The sequence below is a fragment of the Chryseobacterium sp. HNCC26DJ241 genome (genome assembly GCF_057180505.1).
Map to the genome: position 1 here is coordinate 1 of NZ_JBXUGL010000010.1, position 18,419 is coordinate 18,419.

Sequence of the window (18,419 nt, forward strand, 5' to 3'; positions counted from 1 at the left end):
TATCAAAGAAGTGGAAGTGTATGATGCAAGTGGAAGACTTGTGGTAAAACTTTCATCTGATGATAAAGAAGTTAGAATCCAGTCACATGTATTGGTAAATGGTATGTACGTTATAAAAACAAAACTTTCCGGTGATGTAGTTGTTACCAAGAAAGTAAGAAAATAATTGATCATTTATTAATAAAAAAAGAGGGGGACATTTTAAAATGTTCCTCTTTTTTATTTGCAGTTTAATGGATGTTATTATTGATTTGCTATAATTGTGGATAACTAAATATTTTTATAGTTTAAAGAATATAATCCCAATACAAATAATGAATTTTGCTTAGATGGGATAAGAAATATAAGTGTTAATAAATCTTGACATTAGGATTAATGAAAAAATTGTAATTTTACCATCTAAAAATTGCAGAAAAAAAATGGAAAAAAATTTATATTCAAAATATATGAAAAATTGCCTTCAGAAATATGCAATAGTATTTGTTTTATTGATAAGCATAAGTGTCTTTGGGCAGGTCAGTATTGCTAGTTTACCATACAGTAAATCGGATAATTTTGATACTTATAATCCTACTAATGCAACTACTGCTGTATCCAGTTTACCTTCTGGTTGGAGTTTAATAGTTCCAAGTTCTCCAGCATACAATGGAAAGGGAACGGGAACAGGTAATTCTAACGGTTTTTGGGGCTTCGATCCTGGCGGAACAGTAGGGACAGATTCTTCTTTGGGAACAATTTGTGGAGGGAAAGTTTATGGTTACTCTGTAAGTTTTACAAATAATAGTGGTTCTACAATAACGTCTTTAACTTTTTCTTGGAATTATGAACAATGGAGATATGTCAATGCTGCTGGATGGAATTGTACAGGAACAGGTCAACTAGCAAGCAACACAACTTTAAATTCTAAAGATTTTACGGCAGCAAGTTCAGGAACTAATGGCTCGGGAACTACTACGGCAGTAACTACTTTTACATTGACAGGATTGTCAATTGCTAACGGTCAATCTTTTGGGATAAAATGGGAAGCTGTAGATGCTTCTGGTGCTGATAGTGGGATTTCTATTGATGATTTTTCAATAACTGCAACTGCAACTGCGTCTACTTATACAGTAACTTATAACGGAAATGGAAACACTGGTGGAACTGCTCCAACAGATTCTAGCAGTCCATATACTTCTGGTTCTACAGTCACTGTCTTGGGTAATACAGGAAGTTTGGTGAAAACTGGATATAGTTTCCTTGGTTGGAATACTGCTGCTGATGGATCAGGAACTGATTATACTCCGAGTAGTACTTTTACAATTTCTAATAATACCACTTTATATGCAAAATGGGGTACTTCATACTCAGGAGTAACTTCGGGAGCAGGAACAGAGCCGACAACAATTTCATCTTTAGTTAATACTCAAGGAGCTTCTTCTTTGAATTTTGATTTTACCGTTACGGATGATGCTAATATATCAAGTGGTAATGATGCACTACCAACATTAATTAGCCAAATTGTAATTCCACAAGGAACAGGAAATGATATTTCAAACTGGACTCAGGCAATTGCAGGAGCGGAACTTTCTGATGGCACCAATTCAATTACGGGAACAGTAAATTCCGCTAATATCACATTCAGCGGAATTAATACCGCAACATTAGGAAATGTTTCGGATGGAGGTACTAAAACATATACTCTTAAAGTCTGGCTAAATACAACTTTAGGAGGAACTTTACCAACGACAGTTGATGGATTGAATTTAGCATTCAAAATAGACAGGACTAATTTTACAACTGCTGCTGTAGGAACATCCACACAATTTGAAAGCGGAGCTGGAACGGCTGTAGAATCTGGTTCTACCAATAATGCAGTGAGCGTTGTTGCTACCAAGCTATCTTATGTACAACAGCCTTCTAATACTGCAGTCAATACAAGTATGACACCTGCAGTCACTATTTCTGCAAATGATGCAAACGGAAATAGGGATTTAAATTATACATCTTCAGTATCTGTGATATCTACAGGTACTTTATCGGGCTCACCAGTAAGTGTTGCAGCTTCTTCAGGATTGGCAACTTTTTCTACTCTTACACATACAGCAGCAGGAACTGGGCTTAAACTTACCGCTAGTGCAACCTCTTTTGCAAATGTAGATTCTAATACTTTTGATATTATAATTGTTACATCAGCAACTGATTATTTTAGAAGTAATACTACTAGCGGCACTTGGTCTACTGCTTCTAACTGGCAATCTTCTTCCGATAATACCAATTGGATTACCGCAACCAGCGCACCAACTTCTTCTGCTACAGGAATTACTATTAGAAATAACAGTACGATTACAATCAGTTCCACAGCGACTGCAAAAAATTTGACAATTGATTCAGGTAGTACATTAACAGTAAACGCAAGTTTAACTTTAGTGGGAACAACAAATGTAAACGGAACTTGGAATCAATCAACAGGTACTGCAATCAGCAATAGCGGAACAATTAACTTTAATGCTAATAGTATTTACAATCATAATCCAAATGGTGGTACAATTCCAACGGCGAATTGGAATAGTACAAGTACATGTAATATAAAAGGAATGACAACTACAGCGCCAAGTGGTTTGGGACAAACTTTTGGTATTGTAAACTGGAATTGTACAGGTCAAACTACATTTGCAATTATGGGTGCTTCAGGAGCATTTAATCCTAAAGGTTTATTCACTGTAGTATCAACAGGTACTGATGTAATTGAACTAGAGAGTGCTGGTAGTGGAGCAACTTATAATTTTGATGGGGGACTGACTGTTTCAGGTGGAACTTTTGTGCCAAATTATGATAATACTGGAGCTGTAAATGAAGTTACCCTTAATGTTAATGGGGATCTAAATATATCTGGAACAGGGGTATTGGATATGCATCAAGGAAATGGTAATAGTACCACTAGTGGATATGGTTCTACTATATATTTGACAGGAAATTTAAACATTTCATCGTCTTCAAGTTATGCCTTAACAGCTACAGGAAATAATAATGCGGGCTTTATGTTTTTTGTTGGTTCTAGTCCACAAAGTTATACAACTTCGGTTAGCACACCTTCAAGATATGTTGATTTTGAGGTTTATGGATCAAGTACTTTAAATTTATTATCTGATGTGCCAATTTTTTCAAGTTCTGCATCTTTATATGATGAATTTTTTGTGTCAGGAATATTGAATATGGGTACTTATGCCATTAAGCAATCATCTGGGACTAATGCAAGATTTACAACAGTCTCCGGATCAATAGTGACCACAAGTAACACAGGAGGTTTGGTATCTGCAATCACAGTAGGTGGAACAAAAACCTTTGTAGCAGGAACTAATTATACTTTTAATGCAAGTACGACTACACCTTTTCCTACAGGAACTTTTGGAAATCCTGCAAGTCTTACATTTAACAATTCGAACGTTACATCCAATAGATCAGGTAATTTGATAGTTACAGGAGCAGTAAACATTAATGGAACATCCAAATTTTCTTTGAATCCTTCAGCTACTAATAATCTTGACCTTGGCGGAGTGATGACTATCGCTACTAATGCATCTTTTGATAATAACGGAGAAAATCAGATCACTCAGGCTTCCGGTTATACTCCTTCAATTGTAGTGAACGGTACTTTCATTACGAAAGATACAGAAGGATTTACAGGAACTGGCGCAGCAATTCCGGGAATTACAAACATTACTTTGAATTCGGGATCTACGGTACATTTTGCGAAAGGAGGAAATCAAACTATAAATACAAGAAGTGATTATAAAAATCTTTTATTTACAGGAAGCGGTACCAAATCTTCAACAGGCAGCATTACACCAATTACTGGTACAGTTACTATTGCAGATGCTAATACGATAGTAGATGTATCTAACAATACTTTTGGTGATTCTAATACCAATCTTACGATGACTGCAGGTTTATTCCGTTTAGCGGGTTCTGGTGTAAAACCAGACATCAGCGGAACTTATAATTTGTCATCAGGAACTACTATAGAATTTACCGGATCTTCAGCTACACAAATACGTTTAGCTCCTTCTTATGCGAATGTAGTGGTATCAGGAACTAATGTTGTTGCAGGTACTACAACTAACGGTGGATTAACCTTCCAAAGTGGTGGAAACTTCACAGTGAAAAATGGAGCAAAATTTAAGGTAAATAATGATAATGGATTTAGTGGTGGTACAACTACAGCCATTAAAAATACCAATACTCCTACCATTACTTTAGAGACTAACTCTACTATTGATTACACAGGAACCAACCAAACAATTACTGTTGCTGTACCTTATGAAAATTTAAATGTTTCTGCTACTGGTACAAAATCTCCAGCAACAAACCTTACAGTGAATAATCTTACCACAGTAAGTGCTGGTACTTTAAAAATTCTTGAAACCACAGATGCTGCAACCCCAAATGTGTTCTATGCAAAAAAAGGGATCAGTAATACAGGAGGTACAGTAATTTTCGAAAATAATGCTAATTTAATTCAGGACACAGATGCAGTAAACAGCGGAAATATCCAATCCAATAGAAAAGCTAAACTTCCTAAAATGGGTTATAACTATTGGAGTTCTCCGGTAAGTGGACAAAATCTGTACGCTTTTTCAGACGGTGGAACAGCTACTGGAACTCCTAAAAATAGATTCTTTGTTTATGATGAAGCAACCGATTTGTTTAAAAATACTGGTGCATTCTTATTAAATGATGCTACAGTTTTTGAGACAGGAAGAGGATATGCAATTCGTGGACAAAATCAGTTTACAACAACAATGCCTACAACTTCTCATGAGTTTAGCTTTACAGGAACTCCTCGCAACGGAAATGTTTCATTTACTCCTTTGAAGTGGACTAACTCAAGCCGTGGGTATAATATGGTAGGAAATCCATATCCGTCTAATATTGATTTTGATTTATTATATGCTGCAAACAGTACAAAAATTTATGGAACAGCTTATTTCTGGACCAATAATGATATGAGCATCACTACTCAGCAAGGTTCAGGGTATTCAGGAAATAATTATGCTATTTATAATCTTACGGGTGGTACTCCTGCTACAGATTTGGATCCTAATCAGCCGACTTCTAATAATAGTGTTACTCCAACTAATATTATAAAAGTAGGTCAAGGTTTTATTATCCGAACCAGAAACAGTTCGGCAAATAATGCCACATTAGATTTCACAAATAGTATGCGTGTGACAAGTTCAGCACCATTCTTTAATAATAAATTGATGAATAAAGATCGTTTCTGGCTGAATTTAACATCACCAACAAAAGTCCTTAACAAAATATTGATTGGATATGTGAATGGAGCGTCCAATGATTTTGAAATTGACTATGATGCCGAGCTTCTTACTATTCCTTCAGACGCTTTTTATTCAAAATTATCAGGACTTAAATTAGCAATACAAGGAAGAGCGTATCCTTTGCAAGTTTCGGATAGAATAAATTTAGGTACTAAATATTTTAGCAGTGGAACATATAAAATCTCGTTAGGAAATGTGGAAGGGGTTTTTGCGGAATCTCAGAATATCTATTTAAAAGATAATTTATTGGGAATTGTTACTAACCTTAAAGAAACAGATTATAGTTTTACAGCAAATGCCGGAACAGATGAAAACCGTTTTGAAATTATTTATAAAAATGAAAGTACTTTAGCTGTCAATGATAGTTCTAAGAATCAAATTCAAGTATATCGAATTGGAGAGAACTTTATCGTTAAATCTTTAATTAAGAAAATTGATGAAGTAGAAGTATATGATATGTCAGGTAGATTATATCAAAAAATAAATGGTAATGCGAATGAAATAACTATAGATGGGACATTATTTTCTTCTGAAATGTATATTCTGAAAATTAGAAGAGGAGAAGAAGTATTGAGTAAGAAAATAATAAAATAAATAAACGATAAAATGTTTCGTTTTATAAAAAAGCCTTTATTGCTTAGATTTTGAAAAAAATATTTTATACTAATTGAATGAAAAGCTATTTTAGTCAGAATTATATTAAAGATATTTCATTTTTATTGTATAATTAGAAAAAGAAGGTATATTTGTATCCTCAAATATAATTTAAGTGATGATTGTTTTTGACAATCAATAAAAAATAATTAATAAAATAATACTATACATGAAAAGACTTTTTATAGTTGTTTTGATAAATCTTTTCGCGTTCACATATGCACAGGGTGGAGACAATCGTTTTGCAGAATCTGAACAAGCTCAACAACAAACAACAGTTCCTGATGGTGGAGAACAGGAAGAGGGACCTGGAAATCCGGGAGATCCACTGCCAATAGATAACTATATTCCATTTTTGTTTCTTATAGGAATTGGTATAGCCACTTTTCAGGTTTACAGCAATAGAAAAAAAGCATATTAATTTTTGTATGAAGAATAGCTTCTTGCATATATTTTATTAATAATATTATATGAAGAAGAAAAGCTTTAATTTCTTTGTGTTTTAGAGTTTTAGTGACTTGATTGTAACTCTTATCTTCATACTGAATTTAGATTAAAAATTAGTATCTGTGTACATTTAATTAAGAATGGCAACATATCTAATTAGGATTTTTTAAATAGATATGAAAACATGAGTATAGCCTTATAAAAAATGTATTTTCCAAAATTAATATCATAAACATAAAAAAGTAATACAGTTTAATAATTTCTGATTTATAATACTAAACTTTAATTTAAAATTTCGGTTTTTTTTACCAGAATTAAAGTATTTTGAATAAAAAAATATTATGAATAGAAATTTATAATTTTTCTACATTTGCTAACCGCGAAATTGGAAATTTTTTATCCATATTTATTATATGTATTTAAAGATCTTTAAACCCTTATTTGATATTACTTTATCTGCAGTTATATTATTGATCCTATCTCCTTTATTTCTGTTGATTACTATTTTATTATTTTTATCCAATCAAGGAAAGCCATTCTTTTTTCAGAAGAGACCAGGTAAAAATGGTAAAATCTTTACTATAATTAAATTTAAAACCATGAATGATAGAAAGGATAAAAATGGTAAATTGCTACCAGACTATCATAGATTGACATGGTTTGGGAAAATAGTTCGGAAAACTTCATTAGATGAAATTCCACAACTAATTAATGTGTTAAAAGGAGATATGAGCTTGATTGGGCCAAGACCTCTTCTTCCGGAATATTTATCCCTTTACAATGATTTCCAGAGACGCCGACATGAAGTAAAACCCGGAATTACAGGATGGGCTCAAGTTAATGGAAGAAATGCATTGTCTTGGGAAGAAAAATTTGTATATGATGTAGAATATGTAGAAAATATGTCTGTCACCTTGGATTTGAAAATTATTGGGATAACTGTAGATAAAGTGATTCGACGACATGGTGTGAATGCCAACAATTATATGACTATGGAGGCTTTTAAAGGGAACAGTCTATGATTTTGTACGGAGCAAGAGGACAGGCAAAGGTAATTTATGATCTGATTCTTTCTAATAATCAGCTGTTGGAATACTTGGTAGATGATAATCCACCTCAAAGTTTTCCACACCACCTCGAAATTTATAAACCCGAGGAAAAATTATTGAAAGGGAAAAAGGTAATTATTGCAATAGGCAATAATCAAGTTAGAGAACAAATAGCAAACAAAATAAAATCTACTTGCGATTTTGAAATAATGATTCATAGAAGTGCCTACATTTCACGTTTCACGGATATTGGAGAAGGTACAGTAATTATGCCCAAAGTATGTATCAATGCAGAAGTAAAAATTGGAAAGCATTGTATTATTAACACTGGAGCCATTATTGAGCATGAGTGTGAGATTGATGATTTTGTACATATCTCTCCAAATGCTTCACTTGCAGGAAATATTAAAATAAAAAAAGGAGCACATATAGGGTTGGGATCACAGATTATCCAAGGAGTAACGATAGGAAAATATGCTGTGATTGGAGTGGGAGCTGTCGTTTTGAAGGATGTTCCGGATTATGCAGTTATGGTAGGTAATCCTGCAAGAATTTTAAAATATAACAACCAAGAAAGGGATGAATAAAAAAATATGGCTTTCTTCTCCACACATGGGAGGTGGAGAAATGAGATATATTCAGGAAGCGTTTGAGGAAAACTGGGTTGCTCCTTTGGGTCCTAACGTAAATGGCTTGGAAGAGGATTTAGAGACTTTTCTTGGAGGAAATATACATGTAGCAGCAGTAAGCTCAGGATCGGCTGCTTTGCATCTTGCTCTTATTCTTTTAGGAGTAAAATCGGGAGACGAAGTTCTTTGTCAATCTCTTACATTTTCTGCATCTGCAAATTGTATTATGTATTTGGGAGCAAAGCCAGTATTTATAGATAGTGAAGAAGAAACATGGAATCTTTCACCTGAAGTATTAGAATTGGCAATTCAGGATAGAATAAAATATGGCAAAAAGCCTAAAGCTATTATTACTGTTTGCTTGTATGGTATGCCTTATAAAGTAGATGAAATTACTGCAATTTCACAAAAATATGATATTCCAGTAATTGAAGATAGTGCTGAAGCTTTGGGAAGTTCATATAAAGGAAAAAGAATGGGAACCTTTGGTGATATTTCTGTGATCAGTTTTAATGGAAACAAAATTATTACTACTTCAGGAGGTGGTGCATTAATCGTTAAAGATTTTAATTTTAAAAAGAAAGCCATTTATCTTTCTACACAAGCTAAAGATGATGCTGTTCATTATGAACATACGACCTTAGGCTACAATTATAGGATGAGTAATATATGTGCAGGTATTGGAAGAGGCCAAATGGAAGTACTTGAAGAAAGAATCCTACAAAGAAGACAGAATCATCAGTTTTATTCTGAAATTTTCAAAAATATTGAAGGGGTTACTGTTTTTAGTGAGCCATCTGAAGATTTTTATTCTAATCACTGGCTTACTGCCGTTCTTTTAGATTCAGAAAAACTTGATGGAATAGATCGTGAAGTTTTAAGAAAGTTATTCTTAAAAGATAATATAGAATCTAGACCTTTATGGAAACCTATGCATTTGCAACCGGTATTCAAGAAAGAAGCTCATTATGGAAATGGAATTTCAGATTCTCTTTTTGAGAGAGGTCTATGTTTACCTTCGGGCTCTAATTTGTCGAATGAAGATAAAGATAGAATATATAAAGTGATTCGAACTTTATTTCTTTAATAAAAAAGATATTTATTAGCATAGGTTTTAGAAATTTTATTGAAAGATTAATTAAATAATACGTAATTTTAACGTTTGGACTGAAAGTTGCTATTGAGTGAATTTGTTTTCAAAATTTATTGAGTTTGATGGGCTATATTAACAATCTTAAAAAAAGAATTTATGAAGGGGATAATCTGGTGAATATTACCGATATTCGGTATTTGCCTCGCTGGGTAATCTTGATGATTGATGTCCTGATACTGATATTTTCTATTTTTTTATCTTTTATTATTTATAAAAAAATTGTAATTAATGGGCAGTACCATTTTACAATCTATGAAATTGCAGCTTTGATTATTGTTGTAAATATTCTATATATGTTTGCCTTTCGCACTTATGCAGGAATTATAAGGCATTCTACTTTTATCGACTTGTTCAAGCTTTTATTAGCAAGTATTTGTACGATTCTCACCGTTTTTTCGATTAATATTCTGGTGCTTTGGACTACAGGATATAAGCTATTACCATCAGTACTTTTAATAGTCTTTTTTACCATCTCTTTTATGTTAATGTTTGTTTTCAGATTTTTAGTAAAAGAGTTTTTTCATGTTTTAAGAGAGTTTAGAAGAAGTACACTGAAAAAGAGAATTTTAGTTTTAGGAATTGATGAGCAAGCAGTAGCTATTGCAAGAGTTATACTTGACAATCCTAACTTACCGTATCATGTGGTAGGCTTTATTACTCAGAGAAAAGACTCCAAGAGAGCTAAAATTTTAGGCAAATCTATCTACTACAAAGAAAAACTCGAAGAAAATACAAAAGAAGCTTTGGCACTTGATGGCGTTATTATTAACAAAGACACTTTGACACGAGAAGAAATGGACTACTGGGTGAATCTTTTTCTAGAAAAAGACTTACAAATATATAAGACACCTTCTGTTCAAAAACTTAGAAATTCTGATATAGGTACAAATATAAAATCTCTTCAGATAGAAGATTTGCTGAATCGTAAGCCAATTAAAATTGAAAATGAAGAAGTAAGAAAAAGACATTTTGGAAAAAATATTTTGGTTACAGGAGGAGCTGGTTCTATTGGAAGTGAGATCGTACGTCAGATAGCTAAACTCAACCCTTCATTGATTGTAGTTCTTGATCAGGCAGAAACACCATTATATGAAGTAGAGCTTGAAATGAAGGAAAAGTATTCTAATATCAATTTTAAATTTGTAATGATTGATATTTCAAACTCTGACAGATTGGAGCAAATTTTTGAAAAATATAACTTCTCAATGGTGTACCATGCTGCTGCCTATAAGCATGTACCTTTGGTAGAGGAAAACCCCCATGAAGCTATTCATACTAATGTTATAGGAAGTAAGAATTTAGCTCTTCTTTCAAGTAAATATAAAGTGAACCGTTTTGTAATGATTTCTACAGATAAGGCGGTAAATCCTACCAATGTAATGGGAGCCACCAAAAGAACGGCAGAATTATATGTACAATCATTACAAAATCTTGAAGACAACACAACAAAATTTATTACAACTCGTTTTGGAAATGTATTAGGCTCTAATGGATCAGTTATTCCTCTTTTTAAAAGGCAAATTGAAAGCGGGGGTCCTCTTACGATTACACATCCAGATATTGTACGCTATTTTATGACTATTCAAGAAGCTTGTGAATTGGTTTTGCAAGCAGGAACAATGGGAGTTGGAGGAGAAGTGTTTGTTTTTGATATGGGAGAACCAGTGAAGATACTTGATTTGGCAAAAAGAATGATTAAACTTTCAGGTTTTGAACCAGAGACAGACATCAAAATTATATTTTCCGGATTGCGTCCTGGTGAAAAATTATATGAAGAATTGCTTACTGATAATGCTAAAAACCTACCCACTCATAGTGAAAAAATTATGATTTCGAAAGATCGAGCTATGCAGTATGAAGATATAAATCAACTTGTAGATGAGTTGATTGGAACTCTTTCTGAAAATGAAAAATTTGAAGTAGTGAAAGTTCTCAAAAAAATAGTTCCTGAATTCAAAAGCAATAATTCAGTATATCAAATGCTGGATTGAATTATGGCGAGAATATTTATTTACCTTATGTTATATTGAAATATGTATACTTTCTTATAAGAAATTTATAAATTGTATATTTGCAAAAATTTGATTTTATTATGAATTTTAGACCCTTTTTAATTCTCATAGTTATAATTTTTATAACATCTTGTAATTCAAGAAAAAAAGTTAATGATAGTGATTTGAATTTTATGCAAAACATCCAACAGGTTGCAACAGAAACTTCGATTAAAAATTCTAATTCTACACTTCAACCAAGTGATCGTTTAGAAATTTTTATTACTGCAAAAGATATGGATGTGGTGAAACCATTCAATCAAAATTATTCCTCTTCCCAATATATTAATTCTTCTGCTGGAAATGTTTCTAACAATAGTAGTAGTACTGCAAATCCATCAACTTATGTAATAGATGCTAATGGAAATATTAATTTTCCGATTCTTGGAAGTTTGAATACTACAGGTAAGACATTAATGGAATTTAAAGAAGAAATGAAAAATATGTTAAAAAAATATATACATGATCCTTTTGTTAATATAAAACTTCTTAATTTTAAAGTGACTGTTTTGGGTGAAGTCAACAGACAAGGAGACTATGTTCTTCCAAATGGTGAAGGTACAATTATAAATGCCCTTGGAATGGCAGGGGATCTTACTATGTATGGAAAAAGAGATGATGTTTTAATTGTAAGAACGGAAGATGGTAAAGTTACTCATGGAACAATTAACCTTATGGATGCAAATTTTATTAATTCCCCATTTTATAACTTAAAACAAGGTGATGCTATTATTGTAAATTCAAATAAAAATAAAGATAGGATATCAAGACAGAACCCTAACACTGGTTTAGTTTTATCAGCTGTTTCAATTTCTGTGACAGCTATAGCCGTAATAGTTAGTTTGATAAAATAACTTATTAATGAAAAAAATGCAGCAGATCATTTCGTCAGAATCTAATCAGAAAAATGAAAATTTAAACATTCAAGAAATTTTGCAACCTTATACAAAAAAATGGTGGTGGTTTATACTCGGTGCTATATTTTTTACTTTTTTGGCCTACTTATTAATAAAATTTACTAATCCTGTATATAAAGTTCAGACTACTGTTCTTATTAAAGATGCTAAAAATTCTTCGGGTGGTTCTGATATAGGTGGTGTCCTTCAAGAATTGTCTGGGTTTGGTGGTTTGAAAACTAGTAGTGTTGATAATGAACTGGAAATATTTCAATCCAAAAAATTAATGAAGGATGTAGTTAAGACATTAAATCTTCAAGTGGATATTTATGCTAAGGATAAGTTTAAAAATGTTGAGCTTTACAAAATATCTTCTCCAATTATTGTAAATGTTATAACAGAGAAATCTTTTCAAAAACAACCGAAAAAACCTTTAATACTAGAAATCAAAAATAATATTCTTACTCTCTCTTCTGACGAATTAAAAAAAGATATTAAAAGTGAATTTGGAAAAACTATTAATTTACCATATGCTAATATTATAATTACAAAAAACCCTAATTATAATTACCTTACTACTAAAGATATTAATGTAAATAATTTAAAACTTTATATTTCTTCTCTGGATGGAAAGGTCTCTGCATTACAAAAAGCGTTGAATGCAGATCTTGCTAATAAGGATGTTACTGTTATTAAACTAGATATGGATTATCCACAGATTGACAAAGCTAAAGACATACTAAATAGCCTTGTTCAAGCTTATAATAATGATGCAATAGTGGATAAAAATACAGAATCTCAGAAAACTTTAGAGTTTATTGATGGAAGAATTAATAAAATCTCTGTTGAATTAGGAGATGTAGAAAATAAAAAAGAAGCATTTAAAACTAAAAATAAAATCACAGATATTTACACAGAAGCTAAAATAAATCTTGAAACATCCGCTTCAGCCAAGGAAAAAGAATTGGAACTTAACTCTCAATTAGAAATTACAAACTCTTTACTAAATTATGTTTCTAAACAAGGAAATTATCAATTGCTTCCTATAAATGTTGGTTTGAGTAATGGTGAAGCTTCTAATAATATACAATTATATAATCAACTTATATTACAAAGAAGTCGTTTATTAGAATCTGGGACTTCTGAAAACCCAACAATAATAGATGTTACTAATCAAATTAATTCTTTACGATCTACTATAGTTCAAAGTCTTGTAAAGAGTAAACAAGGTATAGAGTTGGCGAAAAATGAATATACTGGTGCACAAGATGAAATTTCTGGTAAAATATCGCAAGTTCCCTCTTTAGAAAAAATATATAGGGATATAGAAAGACAACAAAATCTTAAAGAGGGTCTTTATTTATTATTACTCAAGAAAAGAGAAGAAACAGCAATATCACAGTCTATTACAGTTCCCAAGGCAAGGATTATAGATATGGCATACGCATCTGATCGTCCTGTTGCACCCAAAAAGCTCTTTATATTAGCTGGTGGTTTGTTTTTAGGATTCCTATTTCCTTTCTCTTATATATATTTGAAAGAATTATTGAATAATAAGTTTAGAACAAAACAGGAACTTGAGGAATATGTACAAGGACCAGTAATTGCAGAAATACCAAGTGTAACCAAGAATCAAATAGATATAATTCAACATAATGATCTTACTCCAATGGCAGAAACTTTTAGAATACTTATAACTAATCTAAAGTTTATGCTTCCTAAGAAAAGTGGTGCAAAAGTTATTTTTGTCACTTCTACCGTAAAAGGTGAAGGAAAGACTTTTATCTCCATGAATCTTGCTCTTACTATGGCGGCTTCAAATAGTAAAGTGATTCTTATTGGTTCTGATATTAGAAATCCTCAACTTCAGCGATATGATACTACTAAAAAAGGAAAAAAAGGATTGTCTGAATTTTTACATGATAACAGTACTGATATTAATGAAATTATTTATAAAAATCAGTTTAATTCTACGTGTGATATCATTTATTCAGGATCCATCCCACCAAATCCAGTAGAGCTTTTGTCCAATGGAAGATATGGAGAACTTCTTGACAATTTGAAGAATAATTATGATTATATTATTTTAGATACTGCACCATTGCTTTTAGTAACCGATACACTTTTAATCTCACATCTTGCAGATGGATTTGTATATGTTGTACGTTCAAGATATACAGAAAAGTCTCTAATAGATTTTGCAAATAGCAATATTGAAAACAAAAAAATTAATAATGTGGTCTTTGTTCTTAATGATGTAAGAAAAGATTCTTTCGGATATGGAAACAAATATGGATATGGTTATGATAATAGAAGCAAATCATTACTTCAGAAATTTAAGGATTTATTCTAATTAATATTATCTTAGTTGATATTAAAATGATTTCATACATAAGTAGTAAAATAATAAATAATGAAAATTAGGAGTGTAAAGACAAATTATATTCTAAACATGATAAGAGCAATCTCCTATGCTTTGATAACTATTATTACAATGCCTTATGTAAATAAAATATTAGGTCCAGTAAATATTGGTAAAGTAGAATATGTAAATACTATCATTAACTATTTTGTACTTTTTTCTGGCCTTGGTATTCCTATTTACGGAATTAGAGAAATAGCTAAAGTAAGAGATACAAAATATGAAAAAGATAAAACAATTATTGAACTTCTTCTAATTCTAATTTGTACATCTTTAATTTCTTATATAATTCTTTTTGGAATTTTTTATCATCTTAATTTTTTTCGCAATTACAAACAGCTTATTTTATTAATGAGTGTTATGATAATTCTTACTAATATAGGGGCAGAATGGTATTTTCAAGGAATGGAAGATCAAATGTACATTACTGTTCGTTATGTTGGAGTTAGAATTGTAGCAGCACTGATGATTTTTCTGATGATCAATTCACATGATGATTATTATATTTATGCTATTACATTGGTTCTAACCGTTTGTGGTTCTAATATTTTCAATTTATATTTTCTTGCTAAAGAAATTGATATAAAAGATATATATTTTAGTGATTTGAACTTGAAAAAACACTTTAAACCACTGACTACGATTTTTATAGCTTCTATATCTATCAACATTTACCTACAATTGGACAATTTTTTAATCAGTTCCATATGTGGTGATCGTTATCTTGGATATTATACTGTTTCCAATAAACTTATCCGATTTTTAATAACATTTATTACAATCATTGGAATGGTATTGTTACCGCGTTTATCACATCTTTATAATGACAATAAAGAGGAATATTATAATTATCTGAGAAAAGCATTTTATTTTATTTTATTGATGGCAGTCCCTTCAAGTATTGTATTTATGGTATTTTCAAAAATTATTACATTATTGTTTGCCGGCTCGGAATTTCTTCCCTCTGTGATTACAATGAAAATTTTATCTCCATTGTGTATAATTGTAGGGATTGCATATTTTTTAGGATATTTAGTGTTATATACACAAGGAGACGAAAAAATATATACAAGAGCTGTAATTATTTCTGCGCTTTTTAGTCTTGTTGTTAATATTTTTTCAATCCGGTTTTATCAACAAAATGGAGCAGCAGTAGTAGCAGTACTTGCAGAACTTTTTGCAATTTTAATCATGATATATTATACCAAAGATAAATTAAAAAAGCTAGGGTTGATTAATAAAAATTTATATAAAATTTTTATTATAGGAGTTGTTGTTTCTTTTTTGTCTGCTATAATCTATTTTATATTTAGCTCGAATAATATTTATTTTAATATACTTATAATAATATTTCCCTATGCATTATTTTATCTTTTATCTTTTATTTTTAGAGAAGAGATTAGTATGGAAGTGATGAGTGCTATTAAACAAAAAATAAAAAGATAGCATGATTGAAGTAATATGTCTCGTATTTTGCATTGTATTACTTTTTGTTGTTTTTCCGACTCGGATAAAGGCTATAAATAATTTTTTTTTAATTTTTATTAGCGTAATATTAATACTGCTTGCTGCTTTCAGAGTACCGGGGAGTGATAGAGATTATTTTATTTATAAAAAATATTATTGGGGAGATTCACATTTTTATGCAGTAGAATATTCTTTTATTTTATTAAGAACTTTCTTAAAAGACTATTTAAATTTTTCCATTCTCTCCTTATTTATCGTTTATGCATTTTTAGGAGTTATTTTGAAGATGAAAGCTATCCAACTTTTGTCTTCAACTGTTCTACTTTCTATATTGGTTTATATAAGCAATTTTTATTTATTACATGAACTTACTCAGATAAGAGCTGGGGTTGCAATTGGCCTTTTTCTCATATCAATTAAATATATTTATAATAAAAATGCGAAGAAATTTCTGTTATTAACAATTTTAGCAGGTTTTTTTCATTATTCCGCATTTATGGCATTACCTTTATGGTTTATTAATCCTACAGAAAAACGAATTAAAAATTATTCTATATTCATTTTTATCGGTTTTGTTTTACTTTTACTAAATATAGATATAATAGCAAATATACCTATTCCATATGTTCAAAATAGAATACATGATTATACTATTCTCTCAAAAATTGCTTCAGATGAAGAAGAAATACAACTAATTAATCCGCGTTTTTTGTTAAAACTTGGAATTTTTATTATACTTATATTATTTCGCAAGAAAATTGCTATACATAATAAGTACTTTTATGTTTTACTCAAGATTTATGCAATATCTCTTTTTGCTTTTATGGCCTTATCCAAAATACCTGCATTTTCATACAGAATGCAATCTTTATATGGAATTGTTGATATTATTCTAATTCCTTTAATGATCTATATATTCAATAATAAAATTGTAGGCTATATTTTTGTTATATTGATAGCAATTAGCTTCTTAGCGTATAATTTATTTGTTGGGAAGCTTATTATTAATCCTTAATTTTTTTTTCATATAAAAAATATAAGAAAGTACTTATTATAAATATTATTATAAGATTCTCAATCATTTTTTTTTTTTTATATATACAATTTTCATATTTTATATTTTGAGAATCTTTTGTAAAACAAAATTCACTTTTTAAATGATAATTAATAAATTTACAATTCTCAAACCAAATATTTTTTCCCTTGTTATCGCAAATAGGATAACCAAAAGGATCACTATTATTGAATTCAATATTACTGTAATTGATATTATAAGCTTGTCTAAAATCTACAAATCTTTTGAAATTAAAAATTTTGGAATTTTTAAAAACAACATTCTTTTCAATATCTGGTTGTTTTATATAAGTATCATTTCCAATTACAGCAAGGGCAGTGCGTATATTTTTGAAATCACAATTTTCAATAATATATCCGTAACTGTGTTTTAATGAGATTTCATTGCTCGGTTTCATTAAAAAAAGTACAATAGCGCCTACTCCTCCTATATTCTCAAATGAACAGTTTCTGATTTTACCATTTCTAGAAACTTGCCAATTATCCATAGGTTCTACATCAATTGCTCCTGGCATATCATCTCGTGTTGTATTTTTAAAAGTGCAGTTTTCTACAATAAACCCATCACAATAATAGAAACTGATGCCTTGTCGATTCTCTTTTGTTACTCCATCAAATTTACAATTAGTAATGCTTACATTTTTATTATAAGCACCATAATTTTTTCTAAAATCCGTTCCTGCATTGATAGATATTCCATCACCAAGAAATCCTGTAAAAGAACAGTTGTTTATTTTAAATCCTGAAATACCGTGGGCAGAAATTTGATGTGAAAGTTCATCGAAGCCATATTTTTTATTGTCGGTCCAAAAATTAAGATCGGAAATGCTAATGTTTTTTAAGCTTTGAGAATCATCAAATTGTTTTGACACTTGGGCATCAAAAATGAAGCATCCATCCGCAGCATTTCTCATAGAATAGGTATTCCATCTTTCGATTACATGTCTTTGAGTTGTAAAAATCTGCTCAATAATGGAGTTGTTACCGGAAATGGTAATATTATTATATCTCTTTCCAAAAAAAGTAACATGGGAAATATGGTATCTTCCAAAAGGAATGACCATTTCACCTCCTCCCAGACTTATAAGTTTATCAACACATTTTTGAAAAGCTGTACTGTCTTCTTTTCCATCATCAGGAATGGCCCCAAAATCTTTTACATTTAAATTGACATTAGCGTTCATGATTGAGAAAAACATTAACAACAAAAAACTTACATTTTTTTTCATATCTTTTTTAATTGGCTTGCACTAAATTTA

12 protein-coding genes are annotated in these 18,419 nt (G+C 30.7%); 11 read left to right on the forward strand and 1 reads right to left on the reverse strand.

Annotation, left to right across the window (positions count from 1 at the left end; translation table 11 throughout):
* The first annotated feature begins 16 nt into the window (after nucleotides 1-16).
* The 11 genes from AC2A1C_RS06840 (at nucleotide 17) to AC2A1C_RS06890 (ending at nucleotide 17,101) form a co-directional block, all read left to right on the forward strand.
* Complete coding sequence (locus AC2A1C_RS06840; protein WP_484024803.1) at nucleotides 17-166, forward strand: T9SS type A sorting domain-containing protein; 150 nt, start codon at nucleotides 17-19, stop codon at nucleotides 164-166.
* A gap of 253 nt (nucleotides 167-419) precedes the next feature.
* Nucleotides 420-5,912: an InlB B-repeat-containing protein gene (locus AC2A1C_RS06845; protein ID WP_484024652.1), complete on the forward strand. Its 5,493-nt coding sequence runs from the start codon at nucleotides 420-422 to the stop codon at nucleotides 5,910-5,912.
* Between the two features lie 229 nt (nucleotides 5,913-6,141).
* A complete protein-coding gene (locus AC2A1C_RS06850; RefSeq protein WP_484024654.1) occupies nucleotides 6,142-6,393 on the forward strand; it encodes a hypothetical protein in 252 nt (83 codons plus the stop codon).
* Between the two features lie 439 nt (nucleotides 6,394-6,832).
* Complete coding sequence (locus AC2A1C_RS06855; protein ID WP_484024656.1) at nucleotides 6,833-7,441, forward strand: sugar transferase; 609 nt, start codon at nucleotides 6,833-6,835, stop codon at nucleotides 7,439-7,441.
* A complete protein-coding gene (locus tag AC2A1C_RS06860; protein ID WP_484024658.1) occupies nucleotides 7,438-8,055 on the forward strand; it encodes an acetyltransferase in 618 nt (205 codons plus the stop codon). Before AC2A1C_RS06855 ends, AC2A1C_RS06860 begins: the two co-directional genes overlap by 4 nt.
* A complete protein-coding gene (locus AC2A1C_RS06865; protein ID WP_484024660.1) occupies nucleotides 8,048-9,184 on the forward strand; it encodes a DegT/DnrJ/EryC1/StrS family aminotransferase in 1,137 nt (378 codons plus the stop codon). Before AC2A1C_RS06860 ends, AC2A1C_RS06865 begins: the two co-directional genes overlap by 8 nt.
* 128 nt (nucleotides 9,185-9,312) lie before the next feature.
* Entirely contained in the window at nucleotides 9,313-11,241 is a 1,929-nt protein-coding gene (locus tag AC2A1C_RS06870; RefSeq protein ID WP_484024662.1) for a polysaccharide biosynthesis protein, read from the forward strand.
* Nucleotides 11,242-11,342: 101 nt separating this feature from the next.
* Nucleotides 11,343-12,155 carry a polysaccharide biosynthesis/export family protein gene (locus AC2A1C_RS06875; protein WP_484024664.1) on the forward strand — a complete coding sequence of 271 codons (813 nt, stop codon included), beginning with the start codon at nucleotides 11,343-11,345 and terminating at the stop codon, nucleotides 12,153-12,155.
* A 16-nt stretch (nucleotides 12,156-12,171) separates the two neighbouring features.
* Complete coding sequence (locus AC2A1C_RS06880) at nucleotides 12,172-14,550, forward strand: GumC family protein (protein ID WP_484024666.1); 2,379 nt, start codon at nucleotides 12,172-12,174, stop codon at nucleotides 14,548-14,550.
* Nucleotides 14,551-14,610: 60 nt separating this feature from the next.
* Nucleotides 14,611-16,065, forward strand: coding sequence for a flippase (locus AC2A1C_RS06885; protein ID WP_484024668.1), 1,455 nt, complete (start codon nucleotides 14,611-14,613; stop codon nucleotides 16,063-16,065).
* A gap of 1 nt (nucleotide 16,066) precedes the next feature.
* On the forward strand, nucleotides 16,067-17,101 hold the full coding sequence (locus AC2A1C_RS06890; protein ID WP_484024670.1) for an EpsG family protein: 1,035 nt from the start codon (nucleotides 16,067-16,069) through the stop codon (nucleotides 17,099-17,101).
* Here the strand turns inward: AC2A1C_RS06890 and AC2A1C_RS06895 are convergent.
* Nucleotides 17,091-18,344, reverse strand: a complete 1,254-nt coding sequence (locus AC2A1C_RS06895; RefSeq protein ID WP_484024672.1) for a glycoside hydrolase family protein — start codon at nucleotides 18,342-18,344, stop codon at nucleotides 17,091-17,093. The two genes, AC2A1C_RS06890 and AC2A1C_RS06895, sit on opposite strands and share 11 nt — an antisense overlap.
* Between the last annotated feature and the right edge of the window lie 75 nt (nucleotides 18,345-18,419).